Source organism: Streptomyces sp. NPDC093586, from assembly GCF_044764905.1.
Taxonomy (GTDB): Bacteria; Actinomycetota; Actinomycetes; order Streptomycetales; family Streptomycetaceae; genus Streptomyces.
Map to the genome: position 1 here is coordinate 31,216 of NZ_JBIWJA010000047.1, position 23,347 is coordinate 54,562.

Below are 23,347 nucleotides of genomic sequence, written 5' to 3' on the forward strand. Positions count from 1 at the left end.
TCTGTCCGGCTGCCCAGCTGTCCGGCTGGGTGGGCGGTCGCAGCCTTCTGGGCCTGGCGGGGGACGGTCTGGGCTTGTCGAGGTGCCCGTGCACCGTGAAACGGGGCACGCCGAGTCTGTCGGGGATCTGCTGGACGGTCTTCTCCCGCTCGTCGTCGTCGTAGAGCCGCTGGACGAGCACGGCCTGGTCCGCGGCGAGCTCGGCCTGCGCCCGCCGTCTGTTCCGGCGGCGGATCCAACGCGTTCGGCGCGGGATTCCATCTCCACGCTCACGTCACTCCGCCCCGGTGGGCAGAACCCACGCCGAACCCTACGGTTCGCACGGGGTCGCCCAGCTGATCAGAGAGGCTGGCGAGGTGCCGCGAGTACGTCCCTGAGCACCTTCTCGAGCGTGACGCGGGCCAGTTCGTGTCTCAGGGTCTCCTCGATGTCCTGGTAGATGCCCCGCATTGCCGGCTGGATGCCGTGACCCACCACGCATCCCTGGTCCGGGGTGGTGCGGTGCATCGCGAACAGCGGGCCGGGTTCCACTGCCTCGTACACGTCGAGCAGGGTGATCGACCCCAGCTCGCGCGCCAGCGACCAGCCCGCGCCCGCGCCCCGCCGGGACTCCACGAGCCCGGCCCTGCGCAGCTCTCCGAGCAGCCGCCTGATCACCACGGGGTTGGTGTTCGCGCTGGTCGCGATCTGCTCGGAGGTGGCGACCTCGTGCCCCTGGCGCTGGTAGAGACCGATCCAGGCCAGCGCATGGGCGGCAATGGTCAGCCTGCTGTTGGCGCTCATGATCCCTCCTCCGGTCGCAACGCTCCATGTTACGACAGCGCAGTCGCAACAGTAAAGGTTGCGACAACCTGCCGTAACAATTATCGTTACGACAGTCGGGAAGGGTCGATCAAAGACAAGCGCGGACCCTGAGCGTGTTGCGAACTCAAAGGAGAACAGGAATGGAAAGTAACGAAAAGATCATTCGCGAGGCTTACCGGCTCGCGGAAGGGAACGTTCTCGACGGTGACGGTTTCCTGGCCTTGTTCACCGAGGACGGGTCGTTCAACGACATGTCGACCTCGCAGAGTTTCCGCGGAGAGCAGATTCCGCAGGTGATCGCGGGCCTCGCCCGCTCGTTCCCCGATGTACACCGTGAGCTGCTCGAGGTGCATGCGTTCGGTGATGTCGTCGCCGTCGAGTTGCGAATCCAGGGCACGCATCTCGGAGGGTTTCCGACTCCGGTCGGCGAGATCCCACCGACCGGGAACCGGATCGACGTGCCGGCGGCGGACCTCTGGTACCTCCGTGACGGAAAGATCGAAAGGTTCAATTGCTACAACTCGATGAGCGTGTGGCTTGATCAAATCGGGGTCCACCCTGACTTCAAGTCCGCGGTCGAAGCCACCGAGACAGCAGCCACGACGGCGTAACTCTGCCGGTCAGCGCCGAGTATGCGACAAGACAATCCCTTCTTCGGGCCGCATACCCGGCGCTGCTTCTTGAACAAAGTTGTTGTTCGCACCCAGCCGCCGACACGACCCGGCAGGCCGACTCATCGAGTATCAGCAGCCCTGGCCGGCAGGTAGGGCGACGACCCACATCGAGTGACGTTCTCCGGGCCCGCCTCCACGAGACACACGGCTGCGACGAGACCCCACCCCAAAGATCATCGAGGTACGCGGGGCCGGACTGCCCTTCCCCATGCCGCCAAGCCCTGCGCGTCCGACGCTGACCGTGGACGAGTTCCACGCGTGCGCGGACCGTGGAGGGCTCGGCCTGCCATGAGTCCGCGACGATCACGAGAACCGGCGCGGAGGCCGGCGTAAGAGACGGCACCACCCGCGCCCCTTGCTCCGCCCTCGGGCAGGACGACGACTCCCAGCTCGACGCCTTGCGGGCCACGGCATCCCGAGGGACAAGATCTTCAGCGAGAAGATCAGCACCCGCGTCCGCGGAGGGCCCAGTTCGAGGAGGCGCTCGTACGGCGCGGGAGGTCAAGGCCCACGCCCCGCACTGCCGCGTCATCTTTACCGTGTACGAGATGAAGCGGCTCGGTCGCGACGCCGCCGAACTCACCGCGCTCGCCGACCACCTCACCGCCCACGGCCTGGTCCTGGAGATGCTCGCCGGGCCCCTGCCCGGCATCTACGGCCCCCCCGGCCCCGGCAAGCTGCTGTTCGCGTTCTTCGCGGCGATGGCGGAGACCGAACGGGAGAACATCCCGGAGTCGACGCTGGAGGGGCTCGACACCGCGGCCCGCAAGGGCAAGCACGGCGGCCGACCCCCGGTCATCACCGCCGACATGCTCCACACCGTGCTCCGCCGCCGCGCGGGCGGCGAGTCCGTCGAGCAGATCCAGCCCGACCTGATCATCCCCACCGGCAAGCGCAAGGGACAGAACCCCTCCGTCGCCAGCCTCTACCGGGCGCTCGCCGAACACGCCAAGCGCGAGGCGTACCCCGAAGCCGTCGAGGCCGCGCACGCCGACTTCGCCGCCCTGAAGGCCAGGGACGTTCCCGCCCCGCGTACGGCGGACCAGCCGGAGCCCACCCGGTACCTCGCGGTCCTCCGGTTCGAAGAGGGCGGCCCGGCCGTCACCGGCGAATGGACCGACGACGCTCCCGCCCTGCGCACGTACCGCGGCTGGGTCGGGCTGTACGGCAGCCAGGACAGCGTGGTCATCCGCCTCATCGAAGTCAGCGACGGCCGCGAACATGTACTCAGGACCTGGACCGCACAGGGCGAAGTCGGCACCCTACCAGGGGCAAATCCGTAAATCTGCTGGTCACCGGCCCGACGGCGGGGTGATGACGGCCGCCGCAACGCCGTACGAGAAGGGGTCCCCGAGGGCTCTGCCCGCACTGACCGCCGAGGCCTGCGCCGAAGCGCTGAAGAAAGCCGCCGCTGTCCGCAAGGAGCGCGGCGAGATCCTCGCCCAGCTCAAGGACGGCAAGGTCTCACTGAAGGAGGTGCTGGAGCGCGAGGACACCGTGGTCGGCAAGGTCTACGTCCGCCGCCTGCTGGAGTCGATGCCCGGCATCGGCAAGGTCCGCGCCGCACAGCTGCTGGACGAACTCGAAATCTCCGAGAGCCGCCGCGTCCAGGGCCTGGGCGCGGCAGAAGGAACGCCTGCTCGAACTCTTCACGCCAGCGGCCTGACCACCGCGAACACCAAGCTCCCGGCCGGGGCCCTCTGCTGTCCTTCTACCGCTCCCGCAGCTCGTACGGGTTGATCTCCGCGTACCGGTCGTCCGCCTCAGTCAGGCTGATCATCGGCGTCGTCGTGCTGGCCGCATCCGCCCACGACAACGCGGCCGACACCGCCCTGCTCGACCAGGCCGCCGAGCGGTGCGGGATGCGTCTGGAGAAGGCTCTGGTGGACCAGGGCTTCAAGGACGAAGTCCTCATCCATGGCGCATTGTTGGACATCTACGTCGCAGTCGTCCGCCGCAACCCGGCCGACCAGGGCGAAGGCTTCGTCCCGCAACCGAAGAGGTGGATCGTGGAGCAGGTCAACGGCACGTTGACGCTGCACCGCAGACTGGCCCGCGAGTACGATCACCGGTTCGACACGTCCGCCTCGCGCGTCTACTGGGCCTCGATCGCGAACATGACCCGGCGCCTCACCACACCGAGTCCAGCCTGGCGCGACACCCTCGGACTGGCCGCGTGAACGTCATCGAGCTCCTGGCCGGCCTCCAGGCCCAGCACGACAAGACCGCAGCCCGTGCCGACGAACTGCGTGATCAGGTCCAGCACTTGACCGCCGCCCTGACCAAGACCGAAGCGCGACTCGCGAACCTGGACACCACCCGGAAGGTCATCGCCGAACTCGCACCGGCTTCAGGCCGACCCGCACCGCCCGAGACGAACACCGCCTACCAGGCCATCGTGAACACCTTCAACCAGCATCCCGATCAAGAGTTCCGAGCCCGTGAACTGCACGAACGCCTCGGCATGCCCACCGACGAGGCATCCGTCGACATCACCCGCAGCCGCCTCGGACACCTCACCCGCCAAGGCTTCCTCACGCAACCCGGACGAGGCCGCTACCAGAAGCGGACTCAACGTCCGCTGAGAACCACCGGTCGGGTCTCAGCACTGCCCCGGTACTGACGTGAGCGAGTCGTCGGCCGGATGTCAGTCAGCTGACGGAGGCTGTCGGCACGGTGGCCGAGCCATTCTCGTGGAGACATCGAATCCGCCCGGTACCCGGGCGAGACCACGAGGAGCGGACCATGAACACCATCGCGCAGCACTGGATCAACGGACAGTGGACCGGCTCCGGCTCGATTCTGGAATCGATCAACCCGGCCGACGGCACCGTCGTCGGCTCGTTCTACGACGGTGGCGAGGCAGAGGCCTCGGCCGCCGTGGACGCAGCCGCCGCCGCGTTCGAGACCACCGAATGGGCGCACACTTCCTCGCTCCGGGCGACCGCACTCAGCCGGCTGGCCGACGCCCTCGAGGCCCGGGTACCCGAGGTTGCGGCCATGTTGTCCCGGGAGAACGGCAAGCTGCTGGGCGAAACCACGTGGGAGGTCAGCGGTGCAGTCGGGTGGCTGCGGTACGCGGCGGCCTCTGTGCGCACCCAGACCGCCGGGCGCGCCGCCGAGACGGCACCCGGCCAGTACACCCACTCGGTGCCCGAGCCGCTCGGTGTCGCCGGGATCATTTCTCCCTGGAACTCCCCCATCATGCTGACCGTGCGGGCACTGGGCCCGGCGCTGGCCGCCGGCTGCACCGTCGTGGTCAAACTTCCGGCTCAGACGGCACTGACCAATGAACTTTTCGCGCAGGTCCTGGCCTCGGTCCCGGAGATCCCGGCGGGCGTGGTCAGCGTGTTCACCGAGTCCGGCAACACCGGGGCCCCGTTCCTGGTCTCCTCGGACAAGGTCGACGTGATCAACTACACCGGCAGTACGCCGGTCGGGCGCCGTATCGCGGCCGCGGCCTCCACCACACTCAAGCGGCTCGGTCTGGAACTGGGCGGCAAGGCGCCCATGGTGATCTTTCCCGACGCCGATCTGGACATGGTGATCCCCACCGTGGTGCAGTCGCTGGTGCTGATGAACGGGCAGTTCTGCTGCACCGGCTCCCGCGTACTGGTTCACCGGGACATCGCCGACCAGGTGCGCACTCTGCTCACCGCCGCGCTCGCGCAGGTGCGGCTCGGGTCGGGCGACGACGAGAAGGCCCAGCTCGGCCCGGTGATCGACCGGGCGTCCGCTCAGCGGGTGGACGCGATCGTCGAGGAAGCCACCTCGTACGGCACGGTACTGCTGCGCGGCGGTGTGGTCACCGACGGCCCGCTGGCCGCCGGCGCGTTCTACCGGCCGAGCCTGGTCGAGGTGGACCGCACCGACGTCCGGATCGTGCAGGAGGAGGTCTTCGGTCCGGTCCAGACGTTCGAGATCTTCGATGACGAGGACGACGCCGTGGCCAAGGCGAACGCCACCATCTACGGTCTGGCCGCCTCGGTGTTCAGCTCGGACTCGATGAAGGCCCGCCGGATCGCCCGGCGCATCCGCACCGGCACGGTATGGATCAACACCTGGGGGGCCATCAGCGAGGACTTCGAGGAGGGCGGCGTCAAGGGAAGCGGTTACGGTTACCTGTGCGGCCCGCGAGCGATCGAGGAGTTCCAGGCCCTCAAGGTGTACGTGGAGCAGGACCACACCCAGTCCGCTCACTGATCAGATCATCACCTGGCCCGGCGCCCACCTGGGCGCCGGGCAGCCCTCCTGCACAGGAAGGGTGCACCATGGCCTCGATTCTGATCACCGGAGCGACGAACGGTCCTGGTCTCGCTCTGGCTGAGGAGCTTGCGGAAGCCGTACACCAGTTGCTTCCGCACGGTCGTGCCCCGCAGCGACCGGTGCCGGTCGCGCAGCGTTTCGGGGTCGGGCAATACACCGCCGACCTGTCCGCTCCGGCCGAGCCCCAGCGACCCGCGGCCGAAGTGGCGGCACGGCGCGGTCGCCTCGACGTGCTGGTCAACAACGCGGGTGTGGCTTCACCTGGAACGGCACCATCCGAGGCATGCCTGCAGACGGATACCAGCAGCGGCTGGCGGTGAGCCATCTGAGCCCTGTGCTGCCCACCCGGCAACTGCTGCCGCTGTTGCGCTCGGGCAGCCCATCACGCAGCGCCGGCATCGCCTCGGTCGCGCAGGAACCGATGGAATCAAAACGATACGCAGCTTTTCGATGTGGAGTGGTCCATGAACGAGAGAACTGTTTCTGATGCCTACGGTGCCGACGATTCTGGACTGCCAAGCCCACCGGCAGTGACAGGCATCCGGCACACGCTCCGGGAGCAGAGCCGGAACGCGTTCGCGAACGCCGAACCCCGGCTCGGCCCCACCGTTCCGGCCGCCGTCCGGCGTTGGAAGCTGTGGCTCCTCACCGTGTGCGGTATCTACCCCACCATCGTCCTGCTGGGCCTGGCCACGAACCCTGTTCTGGAGGATCTGTACCTGCCGGTGCGACTCGCTGTACTCGTCCCGGCGGCGGCAGCAGCGATGGTCTGGCAGATCAATCCCCGACTGCAGCGGCATTTCGGAGCTTGGCTCACCAGATGACAAGCAGCCCGGCTCCGCCGCCGGTGTGCTCCGCGGCGCCCGCACACCACAGACCACTGCGCAGGCTCACGGCGCGAGGCCGCGACGAGACCCGCCGCGGCGTCTCCTCACTGGAGCTCTTCTACGACCTGTGCTTCATCGTGGCCATAGCCCAGGCAGGCGCCCAGTTGGTGCACGCCATGGTCGAAGGACACACGGGCGAGGGGATCCTCGACTACTTGATGATCTTCTTCGCCATCTGGTGGGCGTGGATGAACTTCACGTGGTTCGCCTCGGCTTACGACAACGACGACGTGCTGTACCGGATCGTCACGCTGATCCAGATGGCCGGCGTGCTCGTCCTGACGGCAGGCGTCTCCCAGGTGTTCGAGGAACACACGTACCTGGTCGTCGTCCTGGGCTATGTGATCATGCGGCTCGCCATGACGGCGCAGTGGCTGCGCGTGGCGCGGTCGAGCCAGGGCCCCGAGCGGACGATGGCGCTGCGGTACGCCATCGGGCTGTGCCAGATCGGCTGGCTGGGGCTACTGGCCCTGCCGGAGGCCGGCCGCCCGTGGGTCTTCCTGGTGATGGCGTTGCTGGAGATGACCGTACCGCTGTATGCGGAGCGGGCCCACCCCACGCCCTGGCACCCCCACCACATCGCCGAACGGTACGGGCTGCTCACGCTCATCGTGCTCGGCGAGACCATCGCGGCGGCCACCGTCGCCGTGAAGTCGGGGATCGACGAGCACGAGGCCCTGGGTGAGTTGCTGCCCATCGCCGCCGGCGGACTGCTGATCATCTTCGCCGCCTGGTGGGTCTACTTCGCGGTCCCCATCCACGGGCACCTCCGCTCCAACCGGCAGTCCTTCCTCTGGGGCTACGGCCATTACCTGATCTTCGTCTCGGGTGCCGCGATCGGGGCCGGCCTGGAGGTGGCGGTGGAGCAGGCGGTGGGCAAGACGCACCTTTCGGCGCTGTCGGCGTCGGCAGCGGTGACGCTGCCGACAGCGCTGTTCCTGCTCACGGTGTGGGCGCTGCACTCGCGCTTCTACAAGGTGGGGATCGCCCAGCAGTCGGTGCTGCCGGCCACGGCGCTGCTGGTGGTCGTCTGTACGTTCCTGGGTCACTGGGCGGTGCTCGCGGCGGGGCTGGTGGCGGCGCTGGCGGTGGCAGCCGGGGTGACGCTGACGGCGCTCGGGGCGAGCCCGGAGCGCGGGATGGGGGAGGAAGGCGTCGCGGTGCCAGTTCTGTGAGGGAACCCTCGCCGCCGCGGGAACCTGGCCGGCACGGCGTACGACGGCGCCCGTGCCGTGCGCCCGGTGCACCTGCTCGATGACGGCGACACGTTGTTCACGCCGACGACGGGGATGCACCCGCTCGGCACCGCGAACCCGCTGGCCCTGGGCAACGTCCTCACGGCGGGGCGCGGACGCGGTGACCCACGCGACCGTACACGCCGTGGGCACTGCCGAGTCGGTGCCCACGCCTGCTCGACGAACCGGGCACCAGCCTGCACGGCGAGGCCCAGGGCGACTTTCTCCGGTACGCCTACGGCCAGCTCGGACCCAAGCAGCGGGTCCTCCGCAGCCTGATTCGCCGGGCATGGGTCACCCACCGCTGGGTCACCCACCGCTGGGTCACCCACCGCTGGGGCACCCGTCCCCGACGCCTCCCACGACTCGTCACCAGGGCACGGGGGTTCCGTCCCAGGAGAAGAAGCCACCGGTGGGGCCGTCGTCCGGCAGCAGGGCCAGGCGGAGGGCACCTTGGGCGGCCTCGGCCGGGTCACCGCCGGCAGCGGCGGCCCCGGGAGTGAGATCAGTGGCCCGCAGGCCAGGAGCGAGCGCGTTGACCTTGAAGCCGTCCTCGGCCAGCGTCTGGGCGTACAAGACGGTGAGGGCGTTGAGGGCGGCCTTGGACGACCGGTAGGCAGCGGCGCCGCCGCTTCCCGGGATGAACTGGGGGTTGGGGTTCGTGCTCCAGGTCAGCGACGCGGTGCCACTGGAGATGTTGACGACGCGCGGGCGCGGCGACCGGCGCAGGGCGGGCAGGAAGGCATTGGTCACCGCCACTACCCCGAACACATTGGTTTCGTACGTGCGCCGGAACTCCTCGACGCCGGTGCCGGCCGGCGGGGCGAGTGACAGCGAGATGCCGGCATTGTTGACCAGCACGTCCAAGCGGTCCACCTGAGCCGCGGCCTGTGCGATGCCGTCGGGATCACTCACGTCGAGGACCAGCAGGCGGGCCCCGGCGCCGATCTCCTCGACGGCCCGCTGCCCGCGCCCGGGGTCGCGGGAGCCCACGTACACGGTGAGGCCCTCGGCGGCGAGCAGCCGGGCAATACGCTTGCCGATGCCCTTGTTGGCACCGGTGACCAGAGCTGTGCGTTTGTTCATGGCAACCACGCTTCCCTGGTCGCAGGCGCCCGGCCAGGGACAGTCTGTACCAGGCAGTGGGAGGAGACAGGAGGCGGTATGGCACGGCAGGAGCTGGCCCGCTACCTGCGGGACCGCCGGGCGGCCCTGCGTCCGCACGAGGTCGGCCTGACGGAGACGGGCACCGCCCGCCGCACACCGGGCCTGCGCCGCGAAGAGGTGGCGGAGCTCGCCCACATGTCGGTCGACTACTACACGCGGCTGGAGCAGGCCCGGGGACCGCGGCCGTCGGCCCGGATCCTGGACGCATTGGCCCGCGCGCTGCGGCTCACGCCGGCCGAGCGCAGCCACCTGTTCCGCCTGGCGGGTTCGAGCGCGCCGCCCGGCACCAGCGCCGTGCGGCGGGTGCGCCCGCACGTGGCCCGGATGCTGGACCGGCTGCCGGAGACCGGTGCCATCGTCACTGACGCGGCGTACCACGTCGTCGCCTGGAACCCCCTGGCCCAGGCACTGCTCGGCGCCGACCTCGGAGACGGGACGACGAACCTGGCCCGCCGCCACTTCCTGGGCCAGGGGCGGACGTACGAGAGCTCCAGCGCCGAGGAATTCGGGCACATCGCGGTGGCGCGGCTGCGCCGGGCCGCCGACCGCTACCCGCACGACCCGCAGCTGGCCGCCCTGCTGGCCGAACTGCACGACGGCAGTGAGGAGTTCCGGCAGATTTGGCAAACACATCCGGTCCACGCTCCCGGGCACCGCACCAAGACCCTGGACCATCCGGAGGCCGGCGCGCTGCGGTTGAACTGCGACGTCCTGCTCGTGCCCGAGGACGACCAGGAGGTCGTCCTGATGACGGCCGACCCCGGATCACCTGCCGTGCGGGCCCTGCGCGGGCTGGCCAGGCAAGCAACCTGAGACGAAGGATGCGCACAGGTCTCGCCGGCGATCACAGAGCGTCGCAACTCCTGATTCACCGGGGCCTTGTACCCACCTCGATGCCGAGGCTTTCCACGCCGCCTATCTGCGCGAGCTCCAAAACCGTGTCCTACATGGTCAGTTGGTCGTCGGACTGGTCATGGGGAGTGGGCGGTGGGGATGGATCGTGCCGGATGGCCTGTGGGAGATCGCCAGGCCACTGTTGCCGCCGGCGCGGGTGCGTCCGCAGGGCGGACTCGGCAGCGGCGTCGGCGTCGTGGTGTTCTTGGTCTTCGCCGTCGTCCTCGCCGCCGTTGATCCGTCCGTCTTCGTCGCGCCGGACGTGGATCTCGCGCTGTCCGCTGGTGCGGGCGTGGGAGGCGAGCTGCTCGACGAGTCGTTCATCATGACTGCGCAGGCCTCCGGAGGACGGCGACGAAGGGGCGATAGCCGGCGGAGGCGGTCATGCCGGCCGGGTCTTTGCCAGGCCGGGGGGAGAGAGACCGGCACGATGACCCGCGTGACCTTCGTGCTGTCGTTGCGGTGGGGCTGCGGCGCCCGGCTGGTGTTCTGCATGATCTTCGTCCGGGAGCTGGGGGTGTCGGCGAAGCAGATGGCTTCAGGCTCCGTTTGCCGGTGGGTGCAATACTTCCTGGTCAAGTGCGTGGCTAGTGTTTCGACTGCTTCGCGAGGCAGGACGAGGGACGCGGCGGATGTGGGCGAAGTCAGGGACAGGCACGGGCGTCGGCCCGACCGGGCTGGTCGGCCGGGAGGGCGAGCTCGTCGAGCTTGCGGCGTTCCTGGACATGGCCGGGACGGACGGAGCTGCCCTGCTGCTCACCGGTGATCCGGGCGTGGGGAAGACGGCACTCCTGGACGCGACCGCCGAGCTGGCGGTGGCGAAGGGAGTGCGGGTCGTCCGCGGGAGCGGTGTCGAGTACGAGACGGACATCAGCTACGCGGGGCTCCATCAGCTCGTCGGCTCGCTGCCGGACGAGCTCGGTCGTCTGCCGCGTTCCATGCGGGAGGCCCTCGAGGTCGCCCTCGGTCTCGGCGCCGGTCCCGCGCCGAGCCGGATCGCCGTCCTGAACGCGGCACTGTCCCTGTTCGACGAGGCCGCGAAGGAGCGGCCGTTGCTCCTCGTGGTCGATGACCTTCATGTCGTCGACCAGGCGAGCCGGGCCGCGGTGGGTTTCGTCGCCAGAAGACTGGGGGGCCGCTGCATCGGGCTGCTCGGAGCGCAGCGGGCGGAGTCCGGCGAATCCTTCCGGTCCCCCGGTCTGCCGGAGCTCGAGGTCGCACCGCTGGGTGACGCGGACGCCCTGCGGCTGCTGTCCCGACGCTTCGCTCACCTTCCCCGCCGGGTTCTTTCGACCGTGGCCCACGAGGCGCAGGGAAATCCCCTGGCGCTGCTCGAGTTCGCCGGGTCCACCGGGGTGTCCGGCGACCGACACGGCCAAGGGGCGGGGCGGGCGAGCGGCCCGGGGCGGGATGTCCGCGCTCTGTACGGCGCCCGCGTCGGACGACTGCCGCGGGGAACGCGCGAGGTACTGCTGCTCGCGGCTCTCGAGGGCTCCGGCGACATCGGCGTCCTCGAGGCGGCCGGCGGGCCGGGCAGCCTCGAGGAACTCGCTCCCGCGGAGCGTGACCACCTGGTCATGGTCACGGAGAACGGCCGCGCGGTGCGCTTCAGGCATCCGCTGGTCAGGTCCGCGGTGGTCGACGGTTCCACCGGTGAACAGCGGCGCGGCGCCCACCGCCGGCTGGCCGACGCGCTGGCCGACCAGCCCGAGCGGCGCGGTGATCACCTCGCGAGAGCCACGACGGCGCCCGACGAGGTGGTCGCCGCCGTCGTGGAGTCGGCGGCCCGGAGCAGCCTGCGGCGCGGTGACGCTGACGGCGCGATAGCGAGATTGCGGCGCGCGGCCGAGCTGAGCCCCGACCGCGCGGACCGCAGGCGCCGCCTGTCGCAGGCCGCCTATGCCGCCGCCTGGGTCGCAGGCCATCTGGAGGTCAGCCACGAGATCATGCGTGAGGTCGAGGGCGATCCGGCGGCCCGGTCGCTCTCGGCGGCCGCGACGGCCGGCTTCCTGGTGCTCGTCACGGAAGGCGACGCCGATACAGCCCATGCGCTCCTGATGGAGGCGGTCGAGCAGGCCCCGGTGATGCCCAAACCGCCGCGTGAGGAGCTGGAGACCGCGCTGTTCACCCTCACCCTCGCCAGCCAGTACTCGGGCCGGCCCGAGCATTGGCAGCCTCTGGTTGACGTGCTCGCCCGGTTCCCCGAGGCGGCGCCCGCCGCTGCGGCGTCGCTGGGGCGCGTCCACCACGACCTCGGCTCCGTCACCGACGGCGTGCTGCGCCGCCTGGACGAGGAGATCGCGCGGCTGAGGGACCAGAGTGACGCCGACGTGGTCATCCGCACCGCCCTGACCGCCTCGTACCTCGACCGGCTTCCGGGCTGTCGCGAGGCCGTGTCCCGGGTCATACGCGACGGCGGCGCGGTGGGGTCGAGCATGCCGGCCCTGATGTTCGTCGCCCTGGACGACCTGTACACCGGCCGGTGGCAGCCGTCGGCCGACGCCGCGGACGAGCTCATCGCCCTGTCCGAGGAGACGGGATACCACTTGTTCGCCCAGGTGGGGCACTACATCGCCGCGATGGCCGCGGCCCAGCGCGGCGACCTCGACGCGTGCCGCCGCCACTGCGAGGCCGTCTGGGGGTGGTCGGGGCCCAGAAGACTGCGGCGGCTGGAGAACTGCGCCCACCAAGCGGCGGCCCGGGCGGCCCTCGGCGCGGCCGACTTCGAGACGGCCTTCCGGCACGCCACGGCGATCTGCGCCCCGGGTGTGCTGCCGCCGTTCAACCCCGAGGCCGTGTGGTCCGCGCCGGACCTCGTCGAGGCCGCCGTGCGCACCGGGCGGCACGCGGAGGCGCGACGGCACGCGGACGCGCTGCGCGACGCCGGTGTCGGCCACCTCTCGTCGCGGTTCGCGCTGAGCTCGGCCACGGTCACGGCGATGACATCGGCTGCCGAGGACATGGTCCGGTGCTTCGAGGAGGCACTCGGGCTGCCGGGCGTCGAGCAGTGGCCCTTCGAGGTCGGCCATGCTCGTCTGGCGTACGGCGAAGCGCTTCGCCGGCAAGGACTCAACCGTGACGCCCGGGTGCAGCTGGCCGCCGCCCGCGACCGCTTCGAGGAACTCGGGGCCCGTTCGTGGGAGGCCCGGGCCGCGGCGGAGCTCCGCGCCACCGGGATGACGCGGACCGGCCGGGGCAAGGCCGGCACGGCCCTCACCCCGCAGGAGCTGGAGGTCGCCCGGCTGGCGGCGACGGGGCTGTCGAACCCGCAGATCGCGTCACGTCTGTTCCTCTCGCCGCGGACCGTGTCGTCGCATCTCTACCATGTGTTCCCGAAGCTGGGGATCACGTCGCGGGCCGGGCTCCGCGATGCACTGGAGGCGCTGCCTCCCGAGCCTTCGACCACCCGGCTGTGAGAGCTACCGGTCGGGTCCCAGCACTGCCCCGGTACTGACGTAAGCGAGCCGTCGGCCGGATGTCAGTCAGCTGACGGAGGCTGTCGGCACGGCCGCCGAGCCATTCTCGTGGAGACATCGAAACCGCCCGGTACCCGGGCGAGACCACGAGGAGCAGACCATGCCGTTCGTCACCGCCAGCGACGGAACCGAAATCTTCTACAAGGACTGGGGCTCGGGCCGGCCGGTCATGTTCCACCACGGCTGGCCGCTGAGCTCGGACGACTGGGACGCCCAGATGCTGTTCCTCGTCCAGCACGGCTACCGTGTCGTCGCCCACGACCGCCGCGGGCACGGGCGCTCCGCCCAGGTCGGCCACGGGCACGACATGGACCACTACGCGGCGGACGCCGCCGCCGTGGTGGCGCACCTCGGCCTGCGCGACGTCGTCCACGTCGGCCACTCCACCGGTGGCGGAGAGGTCGCCCGGTACGTCGCCAGACACGGTGCCGGGCGGGTCGCCAAGGCCGTCCTCATCGGAGCGGTCCCGCCGCTCATGGTCCAGACCGAATCGAACCCGGGAGGGCTGCCGGTCGAGGTCTTCGACGGCTTCCGCGAGGCCGTGGCCACCAACCGCTCCCAGTTCTACCTCGACCTCGCCTCCGGGCCGTTCTACGGGTTCAACCGCCCGGGCGCGGACAGCTCCCAGGGCGTCATCCAGAACTGGTGGCGTCAGGGAATGACCGGCAGCGCGCAGGCGCACTACGAGGGGATCAAGGCGTTCTCGGAAACCGACTTCACCGACGACCTCCGGGCGATCGACGTGCCCACGCTCATCATGCACGGCGACGACGACCAGATTGTCCCGATCGCCAACTCCGCCGAGATGGCGATCACGTTGGTCAAGAACGCGCGCCTGAAGGTCTACCCGGGACTGTCCCACGGCATGTGCACCGTGAACGCCGACACCGTCAACGCCGACCTCCTCGACTTCATCGAGAGCTGACACCGGCCCGGTACCGACACACAGCCCGCCAGCACGGAACAGAAAAGAAATGACCATGACCGCAACACCCACCGGCTACGTGACCGTCGTCTGGGACGCGAAGGCGAAGGCGGGCAGGGAGGACGACCTCAAGGCGTTCATCACCGCCGCCGTCACCCCCTCGCGCAACGACCCCGGCAACATCGACTACGAGTCCCACGAAGTCGAGGGCCGACCCGGCGAGTTCGTCATCTACGAACGCTGGGAGACACGCGCCCACCTCGACGCGCACCTCGCCGCGCCCCGGATGCGGGAACTCGTCCCGCAGATGCTCGAACTGATCGACGGATCCATCGAGGACGGCATCCGCCTGCTGCGTCCGTTCCGTCCCGCCCACTAGCGCCGGACGCCCGCCGGCATCGACGCCGGCGGGCCGCACCACCGCGAACCGATCCCGCGGGTGCTCCCGGTGACCGCTTTCCGGGAGCACCCGCTCCGACGACACGCACAGGAGAGACACGACGTGACCACCACATCGATCACCGGCGGCAACAGGGGCCTCGGCCACGAGATCGCGCGCCGACTCGTACAGGCGGGCCAGACGGTCTGGATCGGCGCCCGGGACGCCGGGAACGGACGCAAGGCCGCCGACCGGCTCGGCGGTCGAGACGCTGCGCGCTCGGGCGGGCCACCTGGACATTCTCGTCAACAACGCCGGGATCCTCGGCGAAGTGACCACGCCCGAGGACATGACGGCCGACCAGATCCGCCACGTCTACGAAACCAACGTCTTCGGCCTGGTGCGCGTCACGCACGCGTTCCTGCCCCTGCTGCGTAAGGCAACTGCCCCGTCCGTCGTCAACGTCACCAGCGGTCTGGGGTCGTTCACGCTGACCCACGACCCGGAGCGGGTCGAGTCGCAGTATCCGCTCGCCGCCTACGGCTCGTCGAAGAGCGCGGTCACCATGCTGACCATGCAGTACGCCAGGACGATCCCCGACGTCCGCTTCAAAGCGGTGGACCCCGGCCGGACCGCGACCGAGTTCACCGGCCACATCGGGCAGAGCGTCGAGGAGGGCGCGGAGGCGGCGGTGCGTATCGCCACCCTGGGGCCCGACACGCCCACCGGCACGGTGACCGACCGCGCCGGCGCACTCCCCTGGTGACGGCGGCAGGCCCGACCCCGCGACAGTCCTGGCAACCACACCCACCCGGCGCGAACGCCGCCCTACACCGCATCGTCCTCACCCGGCTGCGCCATGACCCACGCACCCAGGCGTACTACGAACGCCGCCCCCAGGAGGGCAAGACCCGGCGTGAGGACATCCGATGTCCCAAGCGGTATGTCGCCCGCGAGGTCTTCAACCTGGTCAGACCGGTCTCCCGCGCCCCGCGTTATAGGGGCGTCAGTGATACGGCGAGGCCCCGTCGGCGTCCGTCCTGACGGGGCTTTGAGCCGAGCCGTGAGACGACGAAGTGCATCGGAGCGCTCCGGTGTAGCTTCGTCAGAGACCGCGCAGCCGGACACGGATCTTCGGATCCGCGACGCCTCGGCCAGTCCTGGGCAGCCTTGGCGGCATCGCCGCTGAAGCGACGGTGCGCGCCACGCTGGGAGAACTTGACCAGGCCCTCCCCATGCGCCAATGGCCGTGTGTCAGCTGGTGGTTACGCCGGGTCGATGGCCTGCGCTTCAGCGAAGGTGTCGTAATCGGTGGAGCGGTCGAGCAAGGTGAAGTCCATGTCACCGGCGGTAAACCGGCTGGTGTAGTAGCGACCGGTGGCGGCCTGCGGGGTCAGGCCGGTGATCGCTATGCGGCAGGCGCCCTCGTGTCGGGGGGCTGCGGTGCTGATGTTCCACCCGCGGCGTGTTGCCGTAGAGGAATCCGATCTCGGCGGTGCCCGAATTTTCGGGAGCGTCGATCGAGGCGTTGCTGGATCGAGAAGTGCTCTCCTTGGTACGGAGCGTGGCGTGCAGGCTCCAGAACGTTTGCTCAATGGTCATGTAGGTAGTGATAGGGCCCCGGTTTCCGCCTTCGGGGATGTGGCTGTCCGGGCTTGGGGCCAGGATCACTCGCCAGGTTCCGGTCAGCGACGTCGCGAACTTTGGCAATCGTCGTTGGCGGGCACGTCGACCCCCTGGGTGCGAAGGTCGTCCCAGAGCCCGGTGGGGAGGTGCCGGCCGTGAAGTGCCACGTTGCGCAGTACCTGGTCTGGGTTTCGCATGCCGAGTGGTGTTGATGATGCGGGTGCGTGTGTGTGGGGGGGCGATCGCGGCTGTGGGCAGGTCGTTCCGTGCGCCTCGCAGACCTTCGCGATCCTTCGGATCTGAGTGACGAGTGCGGGCGGGGCGTCCTGGGAGTCGTACTTCATTCCGTCGGCGGGGCGGTCCTGAACGTGCAGGTCGTCACCGATCCCGAAGGTCGGCTGCTGTGGATCTCACCGGCCCTGCCGGGCCGGACCCACGACCTGACCGCCGCCCGCACCCACCGCATCATCCGGATCTGCGAACGCCCCCAGCTGACGCTGAACCGCGCACTCGCCCACGCTCGCGCTCCCGTCGAACGAGGCGTCGCCAGCCTGAAGTCCTGGCAGATCTTCCGCAGATCCCGCATCAGCCCCAACCGCATGTCCGTCATCACCAAGGCCGTCCTCACCCTAGAGAAGCAACGCTGAAAAGGCTCAGTAAGACCAAGGTCCAGCAGCGGTTCGCCACGCTCCTGACCGAACGCGCCGCCGCTGAGCACGATGAGCGCGCCGAGGAACTGCTACGAAAGGATCCAAGCACCCGCCGGCACCCGATCGACGGGAAGGTCATGGCCTGCGTAGAAGAGGGCATCTACCTGTCCGGCCCCGACAACCGCGCGGTGTGGCTGGAGCCATTCCTCATCGACGTCTACCCGACGACCAACGAGGACTACGCGAGGTTCGTGCAGGCCACCAAACACCGGCCGCCCCAGCACTGGCCCGACGGTCACTGCCCCGTCGCCCTGGCAACCCATCCAGTGGTGTGGGTGACGTGGCACGACGCGACCGCGTACGCCCGCTGGGCAGGCAAGGCACTGCCTACCGCGCGACAGTGGGAGAAAGCGGCTCGCGGACCACGCGGGCGCATCTACCCCTGGGGCAACGAACCGACAGCTGCGAAGGCGAACACGGCAGAGGCCGGCATCGACGCGACGACCCCCGTCTTCCGCTACCAGTCCGGAGCCAGCCCTTACGGCACCTTCGACATGTGCGGCAACGTCTGGGAGTGGTGCTCCACCGAAGAAGACCCCGGCAGCGGGCGATACCACCTCAAGGGATCCGCATTCACGTCCCCCATCGAACGGGCAGCGCCCTCCTTGCTGAACACCGCCGCTGCGTCGATGAAGGACAACGACACCGGATTCCGCTGCGCCATGCCAGCATGATTCGCGCACGCGGCGGGACAATCGATCTGACGCCGACGGCCATGAGATACGGATTCGCCCATCAGCTCACTACCACCGGCTGCGTCCGTCTCTTCGTCGGCGACAGCCACGGCCGTAAGCGAAACCCAGACTCAGCGCCCCTCCATACGCACCAACTTGAGCACACCCAGCGCACCACCGTTGGCAGGCTGCCCGATAGACATGATGCCGCCACCCGTGCTCAGGCCCAGCTCTGCACCGAGAGTGCCGCCGATGTTGCGTATCTGTGTAGGTACCGCAGGGTGACCTCGGTATTCGCTCACGGCAGACGAGGAATCTTCCGCAAGAGCTGGAACTAATTTCCTGCCTATGTCAACGTACAACACCCCGGAAAAAAGTGGCGGGAAGTGGCCTGTCGGTGACGAGATCGGGAAAAGTTCTCCGGCGATGTGCGATGTAGTCCTTCCGGAGCTTGCTCTCGCCCTCTCCCCTGGTGAGCTTGGCGGCCCGACTCAAGCCGGGACGGGCAGGAAGCCGGAGAGGGGCAACATATACGACGATCGTCGGTTGGGCCAACCGGCGATACTTCAGACCATGGGACGGTTGATCCTGATCGCTTTCTGTGGCTATGTCGCGAAGGCTTGAGAACGAAAATTCCGAAAAACCCGGCTGCTAACTAAGGAGGTTAAGGTGCCCGAACCGATCAAAAAACTGCCGCCAAACGCGAAGGGGCAGGTTCGCTACCGCTTCGTGGTGGACGTGGGTGTGGACCCCGAGACGGGGAAGCGGAAACAACTCCGACGTACCTTCGGCACACTGAGGGAGGCGAAAGCGGAGTATGCCCGCATCACCAGCAAGCGGCACGAGGGAACATTCGTCCCACCCAGCAAGATCACCGTGAATGAATGGCTGGATCAGTGGCTCACGATGAAGGCCGAAGACCTGGAGTCGACAACGATCTACAACTACCGGGTGACCCTGGATCGTGTGCGAGGAAAGCTCGGGAACCTCCGGCTGCAAGAGCTTACGGAGGACCATGTGGTGGAGTGGATGCGGTGGGCACTCCAAGGAGGCCGTGTACGTGGCGAGAAAGCCGGAATGGGACTCGGAGTTACGTCGGTGGACATGAGCCTGGCCAGGTTGAAGGATGCCCTGAACCGCGCTGTCACACGCGGCCTGGTGACCGTGAATGTAGCCAGCGAAGTGCACATCCCGCTGAAAGCCCGGAAGGCGGAGCGGAAGACGAAGGTGGTCGTCCAGCCATGGAACGCCTCAGAGGTGGGTGACTTCGTCGCTGCGATGAAGGGCGATCGTCTGTACGCGCCCCTGCTGCTCTCCCTGATGGGCCTGCGCCCTGCGGAGGTCTGCGGGCTGCGGTGGTCGGACATCGACCTGGACGCGGCCACGCTCAGCATCGCCAACACGCGAACCATGATGGGCAACCGCACGGTGGTGGAGAAGGACACCAAGAGCATGGCGGGCGAACGCGTGCTGCCGCTCCCGAATCTCGTACGCGAGGCGCTGAAGGCGTTCAGGGCGCAACAGGCAAAGGAACGCCTGGTGGCGGGCGAAGGCTACGAGGGCGCGGGCTACGTGCTCGTGGACGAACTCGGGGCCGCGCTGAACGGTCGGCAGCTCCGGGTGCGGGCCTACAAGATCATGGACGAGAACGGCCTCCGCAGGGTCCGTCTGTACGATGCTCGGGCGTCATGCCTCACGTACCTCGCCAACAATGGGGTGCCGGATCACCTGCTCGCCATGTGGGCCGGGCACACCAACGTGAAGACGACCAAGAAGTGGTATGTGAAGCCGGACGTGGCAGACCTGCTTCCAGCAGCGGAGGCATGGGGAGGTCTCGCAGGGGGCGTGTGACAGATCGTGACAGATGAAGGTGTGAACCCGTGACCGAAGCCAAGATCGAAACGCTGCAATACCGCTTTGACGGGCCAGAACACCTCCCCGTCCTGATCTTGGGGCCGTCCCTCGGTACCACATGGCACATGTGGGACCGGCAGGTTCCCGAGCTGGCGCAGCAGTGGAGGGTCCTCCGGTTCGACCTGCCCGGGCACGGGGGCGCCCCGGCCTACGCGGCGGGCTCCGTCGCCGACCTCACCGCGCGTCTGCTGGCCACGCTCGACGGACTCGGCGTGCAGCGCTTCGGTTACGCGGGCTGTGCGTTCGGCGGCGCCGTCGGCATCGAGCTGGCCCTGCGCCACCCCGAGCGGCTGGCCTCCCTCGCGCTGATCGCCGCCTCGCCGCGCTTCGGCACGGCCGACGAGTTCCGGCAGCGCGGCGTGATCGTCCGGACCAACGGGCTGGACCCCATCGCCCGCAGCGCGCCCGAGAGATGGTTCACCGGAGGGTTCGCCGCCGCCCAGCCCGCGATCACCGAGTGGGCCGTGCAGATGGTGCGGACCACCGACCCCGGCTGCTACATCGCGGCCTGCGAGGCGCTCGCCGCGTTCGACGTGCGGGGCGAACTCGGCCAGGTCGGCGTGCCGACCCTGGTCCTCGTCGGCTCCGACGACCAGGTCACCGGACCCGCCGAGGCCCGCACCCTGGTCGCCGGCATCCCCGACGCCCGCCTCGCCGTCGTCCCCGGCGCCTCCCACCTGGTCCCCGTCGAGCAGCCCGCCGCCGTCACCGACCTGCTGGTCCGGCACTTCGACACCGCCTGGCAGACCGCGCACGACACCGGCACGGGCCATGTCCCCGTCCCGCCCGCCGCCCACGCCGCGCCCGCCGTGCCGGGCGGCTCTGCGGCCCCCGTCCAGCCCGCCCTGGCCGCCGCCCCCGTACCGGCACAGGTGGCCCCCGTACCGGCACCGGCCGCCGCCCCCGTGCCCCCGCAGGCCGCCCCCGTGACCCCGTCGGCCGTCCCCGTCGCGCCGCAGGCCGTGCCCGCGCCGCCGAGGACCGGGCCCGTCGCCGAGATCGCCCCGGCCGCCGTACCGCCGCAGACGCACGCGCAGGGGCGGCCCGACCCGTACGACCCGGGCCTCAAGGTTCGCCGCGAGGTGCTCGGCGACGCGCACGTCGACCGGGAGCTGGCGCAGGCGGACGAGTTCTCGGGGGACTTCCAGGAGCTCCTCACCCGCTACGCCTGGGGCGAGATCTGGGACCGGCCCGGACTGGACCGCCGCACCCGTAGCTGCGTCACCCTCACCGCCCTGGTCGCGGGCGGCCACCTGGACGAGCTCGCCTCCCACGTCCGGGCCGCCCTGCGCAACGGCCTCACCCCGGACGAGATCAAGGAAGTGCTGCTCCAGGCCGCCGTCTACTGCGGCGTACCGGCGGCGAACAGCGCCTTCCGGGTGGCGCAGCAGGTCGTCCGGGAGGAGACCACGCCGCCGGAGTGAGGGCACCCGGGGCCGTTCGCGCGACGGTGCGGTGCGGCGGCAGGATGGAGTCATGAGGTTCACCAAGAAGTCGCACTCCTGCGTCCGCCTCGAGAAGGACGGGCGGACGCTCGTCCTCGACCCCGGCGGATTCAGCGAGGAGGACGCCGCCCTCGGTGCGGACGCCATCCTCGTCACCCACGAGCACCCCGACCACTTCGACGAGCTGCGGCTGCGCGCCGCGATGGAGGACAATCCGGCCGCCGGGATCTGGACGCTGAAGTCCGTCGCGGAGAAGATCTCGGCGGCGTTCCCGGGCCGCGTGCACACCGTCGGCCACGGCGACACCTTCACCGCCGCCGGCTTCGACGTACAGGTCCACGGCGAACTGCACGCGGTGATCCACCCGGACATCCCGCGCATCACCAACATCGGGTTCCTCGTCGACGACGGCGCGGTCTTCCACCCCGGCGACGCCCTCACCGTCCCCGACCACCCGGTCGAGACGCTGATGCTGCCCGTCATGGCTCCCTGGAACAAGATCTCCGAGGTCATCGACTACGTCCGCGAGGTGAAGCCGCGGCGTGCCTACGACATCCACGACGCGCTCCTCACCGACCTGGCCCGCCCCGTCTACGACCGCCAGATCGGGCAGTTGGGCGGCGCCGAGCACCTGCGGCTGACCCCGGGGGAGACCGTCCGGGTGTGAGCGGCCGGGCGCCCCGCGCCCCCTGCCGGGCGGGGCCGGGCCGTCGGTCCCGCCGGGTAGGTTGGGGACATGCGCATCGCCACCTGGAACGTGAACTCGATCACCGCCCGCCTGCCGAGGCTGCTCGCCTGGCTGGAGAGCAGCGGCACCGACGTGCTGTGTCTCCAGGAGGCCAAGGTCGCCGAGGAGAGGTTCCCGTTCGACGAGCTGCGCGAGAAGGGCTACGAGGCCGCCGTGCACGCCACCGGGCGGTGGAACGGCGTGGCGGTGCTCTCCCGCGTCGGCCTGGCGGACGTCGTCAAGGGCCTGCCCGGCGACCCGGGCTACGAGGGCGTGCGGGAGCCCCGCGCCGTCTCGGCGACCTGCGGCCCGGTCCGCGTCTGGTCGGTGTACGTGCCGAACGGCCGTGAGGTCGGGCACGCCCACTACGCCTACAAGCTCCAGTGGTTCGAGGCGCTGCGCGCGGCCGTCGCGGGCGACGCGGCCGGCGGCCGGCCGTTCGCCGTGCTGGGCGACTACAACGTGGCACCGACCGACGACGATGTCTACGACCGCGCAGCCTTCGAGGGCTCCACCCACGTCACCCCCGCCGAGCGCGCCGCCCTCGCCTCCCTGCGGGAGGCCGGCCTGTCCGACGTGGTGCCGCGCCCGCTGAAGTACGACCACCCCTTCACGTACTGGGACTACCGCCAGCTCGGCTTCCCCAAGAACCGCGGCATGCGCATCGATCTGGTCTACGGCAACGAGCCGTTCGCCAAGGCCGTCACCGACGCCTACGTCGACCGCGAGGAGCGCAAGGGCAAGGGCGCCTCGGACCACGCGCCCGTCGTGGTCGACCTGGACGTGTAGGCGGCCTCCCGCGCCCCGCCCCGACGGAATCCGGCCCTGCGTGCCTGTGGTGCGCGCGGCGGTACGAATGCCAGTCTGGGAGGATGCACTTCCCCTTCCTGGGCAAGCGGCGCGAACCCGACCGGGTCCACGACCCGGCCGGCATCGCCGAGCTGCTCGCCGACTGTGAACTGCTCCGCTCGCAGGCGTCGCAGGAGGGGATCGAACTCGACGACTCCGAGACCTCGCTGGCGCGGCTCGACCAGATGCTGCCGCGCTGGCGCGCCGACGCGGAGACCGTCCCCTGGCTCGGCAACGACGCGGGTCTGTACCTGGGGACCGTGATCGTGCGCACGGTGCCCGGTGCCGCCTGGGTTGTCCGGGCGGACGGCCGGCCGGTCGTCCGGCTCGGCTCGGGCCGGGAGTTCGACGTGGTGGCCTCCGGCTGCGCCTGGGCGGCGGACGGCGCTCCCGAACTGTCGCAGCTGTACGCCGAGGTCTCGGAACGGTGAGCCTCCGGCCCGGCCGTGGCCGGGCCGCAGACCAGGACGTGCTGGCCAGGACGTGCTGGGGTGCGGACCTGCCGGGTCCGACGGCTCACCGACGAGATCACGGCATGCGCACCCTCTTCCGGGGTATACGCCCCCTCGCCGACCGACGGGCTGGACAGACAGGGCCGGCCGACAGGGCCGACCGACAGGGAGGGCGCATCATGGCGACGACGACCGTGCAGGCTAGCGGGCACCGGACCACCGGTGTGCCGGAGATCGCGGACC

At 69.7% G+C, this 23,347-nt stretch carries 20 protein-coding genes and 5 pseudogenes; 22 read left to right on the plus strand and 3 right to left on the minus strand.

Annotated elements, in window-relative coordinates; all coding sequences use genetic code 11:
- Window positions 1-339: 339 nt before the first annotated feature.
- Window positions 340-783 (minus strand): Rrf2 family transcriptional regulator, encoded by a 444-nt coding sequence (locus tag ACIRFH_RS32205; RefSeq protein ID WP_228967424.1) that lies wholly within the window; start codon window positions 781-783, stop codon window positions 340-342.
- A gap of 161 nt (window positions 784-944) precedes the next feature.
- Here ACIRFH_RS32205 and ACIRFH_RS32210 point away from each other — a divergent pair, with 161 nt between their 5' ends.
- From ACIRFH_RS32210 to ACIRFH_RS32250, 9 genes and pseudogenes are all read left to right on the plus strand, one after another.
- On the plus strand, window positions 945-1,415 hold the full coding sequence (locus ACIRFH_RS32210) for a nuclear transport factor 2 family protein (protein WP_385195332.1): 471 nt from the start codon (window positions 945-947) through the stop codon (window positions 1,413-1,415).
- 332 nt (window positions 1,416-1,747) lie between these two features.
- Window positions 1,748-2,761, plus strand: a complete 1,014-nt coding sequence (locus ACIRFH_RS32215) for a recombinase family protein (protein ID WP_403528670.1) — start codon at window positions 1,748-1,750, stop codon at window positions 2,759-2,761.
- A gap of 31 nt (window positions 2,762-2,792) precedes the next feature.
- A pseudogene (gene mihF / locus ACIRFH_RS32220) lies at window positions 2,793-3,101 on the plus strand (integration host factor, actinobacterial type); the annotation flags it as partial.
- Between the two features lie 149 nt (window positions 3,102-3,250).
- Window positions 3,251-3,658, plus strand: a pseudogene (locus ACIRFH_RS32225) (IS5/IS1182 family transposase); the annotation flags it as partial.
- Window positions 3,655-4,101 (plus strand): hypothetical protein, encoded by a 447-nt coding sequence (locus ACIRFH_RS32230; protein ID WP_403528673.1) that lies wholly within the window; start codon window positions 3,655-3,657, stop codon window positions 4,099-4,101. The pseudogene ACIRFH_RS32225 and the gene ACIRFH_RS32230, both read left to right, overlap by 4 nt.
- Before the next feature lie 122 nt (window positions 4,102-4,223).
- Entirely contained in the window at window positions 4,224-5,681 is a 1,458-nt protein-coding gene (locus tag ACIRFH_RS32235; RefSeq protein ID WP_403528676.1) for an aldehyde dehydrogenase family protein, read from the plus strand.
- 68 nt (window positions 5,682-5,749) lie between these two features.
- The gene (locus ACIRFH_RS32240; protein WP_403528679.1) at window positions 5,750-6,064 is read left to right on the plus strand and encodes an SDR family NAD(P)-dependent oxidoreductase; all 315 of its coding nucleotides are present in this window, start codon (window positions 5,750-5,752) and stop codon (window positions 6,062-6,064) included.
- 144 nt (window positions 6,065-6,208) lie between these two features.
- A complete protein-coding gene (locus ACIRFH_RS32245) occupies window positions 6,209-6,568 on the plus strand; it encodes a hypothetical protein (RefSeq protein ID WP_403528682.1) in 360 nt (119 codons plus the stop codon).
- Window positions 6,565-7,806, plus strand: coding sequence for a low temperature requirement protein A (locus tag ACIRFH_RS32250; protein WP_403528684.1), 1,242 nt, complete (start codon window positions 6,565-6,567; stop codon window positions 7,804-7,806). The genes ACIRFH_RS32245 and ACIRFH_RS32250 overlap by 4 nt, the downstream gene beginning before the upstream one ends.
- A 429-nt stretch (window positions 7,807-8,235) precedes the next feature.
- Here ACIRFH_RS32250 and ACIRFH_RS32255 read toward each other — a convergent pair whose 3' ends face one another.
- The gene (locus tag ACIRFH_RS32255) at window positions 8,236-8,952 is read right to left on the minus strand and encodes an SDR family oxidoreductase (RefSeq protein WP_403528687.1); all 717 of its coding nucleotides are present in this window, start codon (window positions 8,950-8,952) and stop codon (window positions 8,236-8,238) included.
- 78 nt (window positions 8,953-9,030) lie between these two features.
- On the opposite strand from ACIRFH_RS32255, the gene ACIRFH_RS32260 reads away from it, so the two are divergent.
- The 6 genes and pseudogenes from ACIRFH_RS32260 to ACIRFH_RS32285 all read left to right on the plus strand — a co-directional run bounded on the left by ACIRFH_RS32260 (window position 9,031) and on the right by ACIRFH_RS32285 (window position 15,473).
- A complete protein-coding gene (locus ACIRFH_RS32260) occupies window positions 9,031-9,846 on the plus strand; it encodes a helix-turn-helix transcriptional regulator (protein WP_403528690.1) in 816 nt (271 codons plus the stop codon).
- A 160-nt stretch (window positions 9,847-10,006) separates the two neighbouring features.
- Window positions 10,007-10,102, plus strand: a pseudogene (locus tag ACIRFH_RS32265) (IS5/IS1182 family transposase); the annotation flags it as partial.
- Between the two features lie 457 nt (window positions 10,103-10,559).
- Entirely contained in the window at window positions 10,560-13,343 is a 2,784-nt protein-coding gene (locus tag ACIRFH_RS32270; protein ID WP_403528694.1) for an ATP-binding protein, read from the plus strand.
- Window positions 13,344-13,503: 160 nt separating this feature from the next.
- Window positions 13,504-14,328 carry an alpha/beta fold hydrolase gene (locus ACIRFH_RS32275; RefSeq protein WP_403528697.1) on the plus strand — a complete coding sequence of 275 codons (825 nt, stop codon included), beginning with the start codon at window positions 13,504-13,506 and terminating at the stop codon, window positions 14,326-14,328.
- Between the two features lie 55 nt (window positions 14,329-14,383).
- On the plus strand, window positions 14,384-14,707 hold the full coding sequence (locus tag ACIRFH_RS32280; protein WP_087788960.1) for a putative quinol monooxygenase: 324 nt from the start codon (window positions 14,384-14,386) through the stop codon (window positions 14,705-14,707).
- A 123-nt stretch (window positions 14,708-14,830) separates the two neighbouring features.
- Window positions 14,831-15,473, plus strand: a pseudogene (locus tag ACIRFH_RS32285) (SDR family NAD(P)-dependent oxidoreductase).
- Window positions 15,474-16,048: 575 nt separating this feature from the next.
- Here ACIRFH_RS32285 and ACIRFH_RS32290 read toward each other — a convergent pair.
- Complete coding sequence (locus tag ACIRFH_RS32290; protein ID WP_403528700.1) at window positions 16,049-16,309, minus strand: hypothetical protein; 261 nt, start codon at window positions 16,307-16,309, stop codon at window positions 16,049-16,051.
- Window positions 16,310-16,695: 386 nt separating this feature from the next.
- Between ACIRFH_RS32290 and ACIRFH_RS32295 the strand changes: the two are divergent.
- From ACIRFH_RS32295 to ACIRFH_RS32325, 7 genes and pseudogenes are all read left to right on the plus strand, one after another.
- Window positions 16,696-16,980, plus strand: a pseudogene (locus ACIRFH_RS32295) (IS5/IS1182 family transposase); the annotation flags it as partial.
- Between the two features lie 140 nt (window positions 16,981-17,120).
- The gene (locus ACIRFH_RS32300; protein ID WP_403528703.1) at window positions 17,121-17,717 is read left to right on the plus strand and encodes a formylglycine-generating enzyme family protein; all 597 of its coding nucleotides are present in this window, start codon (window positions 17,121-17,123) and stop codon (window positions 17,715-17,717) included.
- A 669-nt stretch (window positions 17,718-18,386) separates the two neighbouring features.
- A complete protein-coding gene (locus ACIRFH_RS32305) occupies window positions 18,387-19,568 on the plus strand; it encodes a tyrosine-type recombinase/integrase (RefSeq protein WP_403528706.1) in 1,182 nt (393 codons plus the stop codon).
- 29 nt (window positions 19,569-19,597) lie between these two features.
- Window positions 19,598-21,055, plus strand: a complete 1,458-nt coding sequence (gene pcaC, locus ACIRFH_RS32310; RefSeq protein WP_403528709.1) for a 4-carboxymuconolactone decarboxylase — start codon at window positions 19,598-19,600, stop codon at window positions 21,053-21,055.
- Between the two features lie 52 nt (window positions 21,056-21,107).
- Entirely contained in the window at window positions 21,108-21,743 is a 636-nt protein-coding gene (locus ACIRFH_RS32315; RefSeq protein WP_403528712.1) for an MBL fold metallo-hydrolase, read from the plus strand.
- Between the two features lie 69 nt (window positions 21,744-21,812).
- Entirely contained in the window at window positions 21,813-22,592 is a 780-nt protein-coding gene (locus tag ACIRFH_RS32320) for an exodeoxyribonuclease III (protein ID WP_403528715.1), read from the plus strand.
- 83 nt (window positions 22,593-22,675) lie between these two features.
- Window positions 22,676-23,083, plus strand: a complete 408-nt coding sequence (locus ACIRFH_RS32325; protein WP_403528718.1) for a DUF6278 family protein — start codon at window positions 22,676-22,678, stop codon at window positions 23,081-23,083.
- Window positions 23,084-23,347 lie beyond the last annotated feature (264 nt).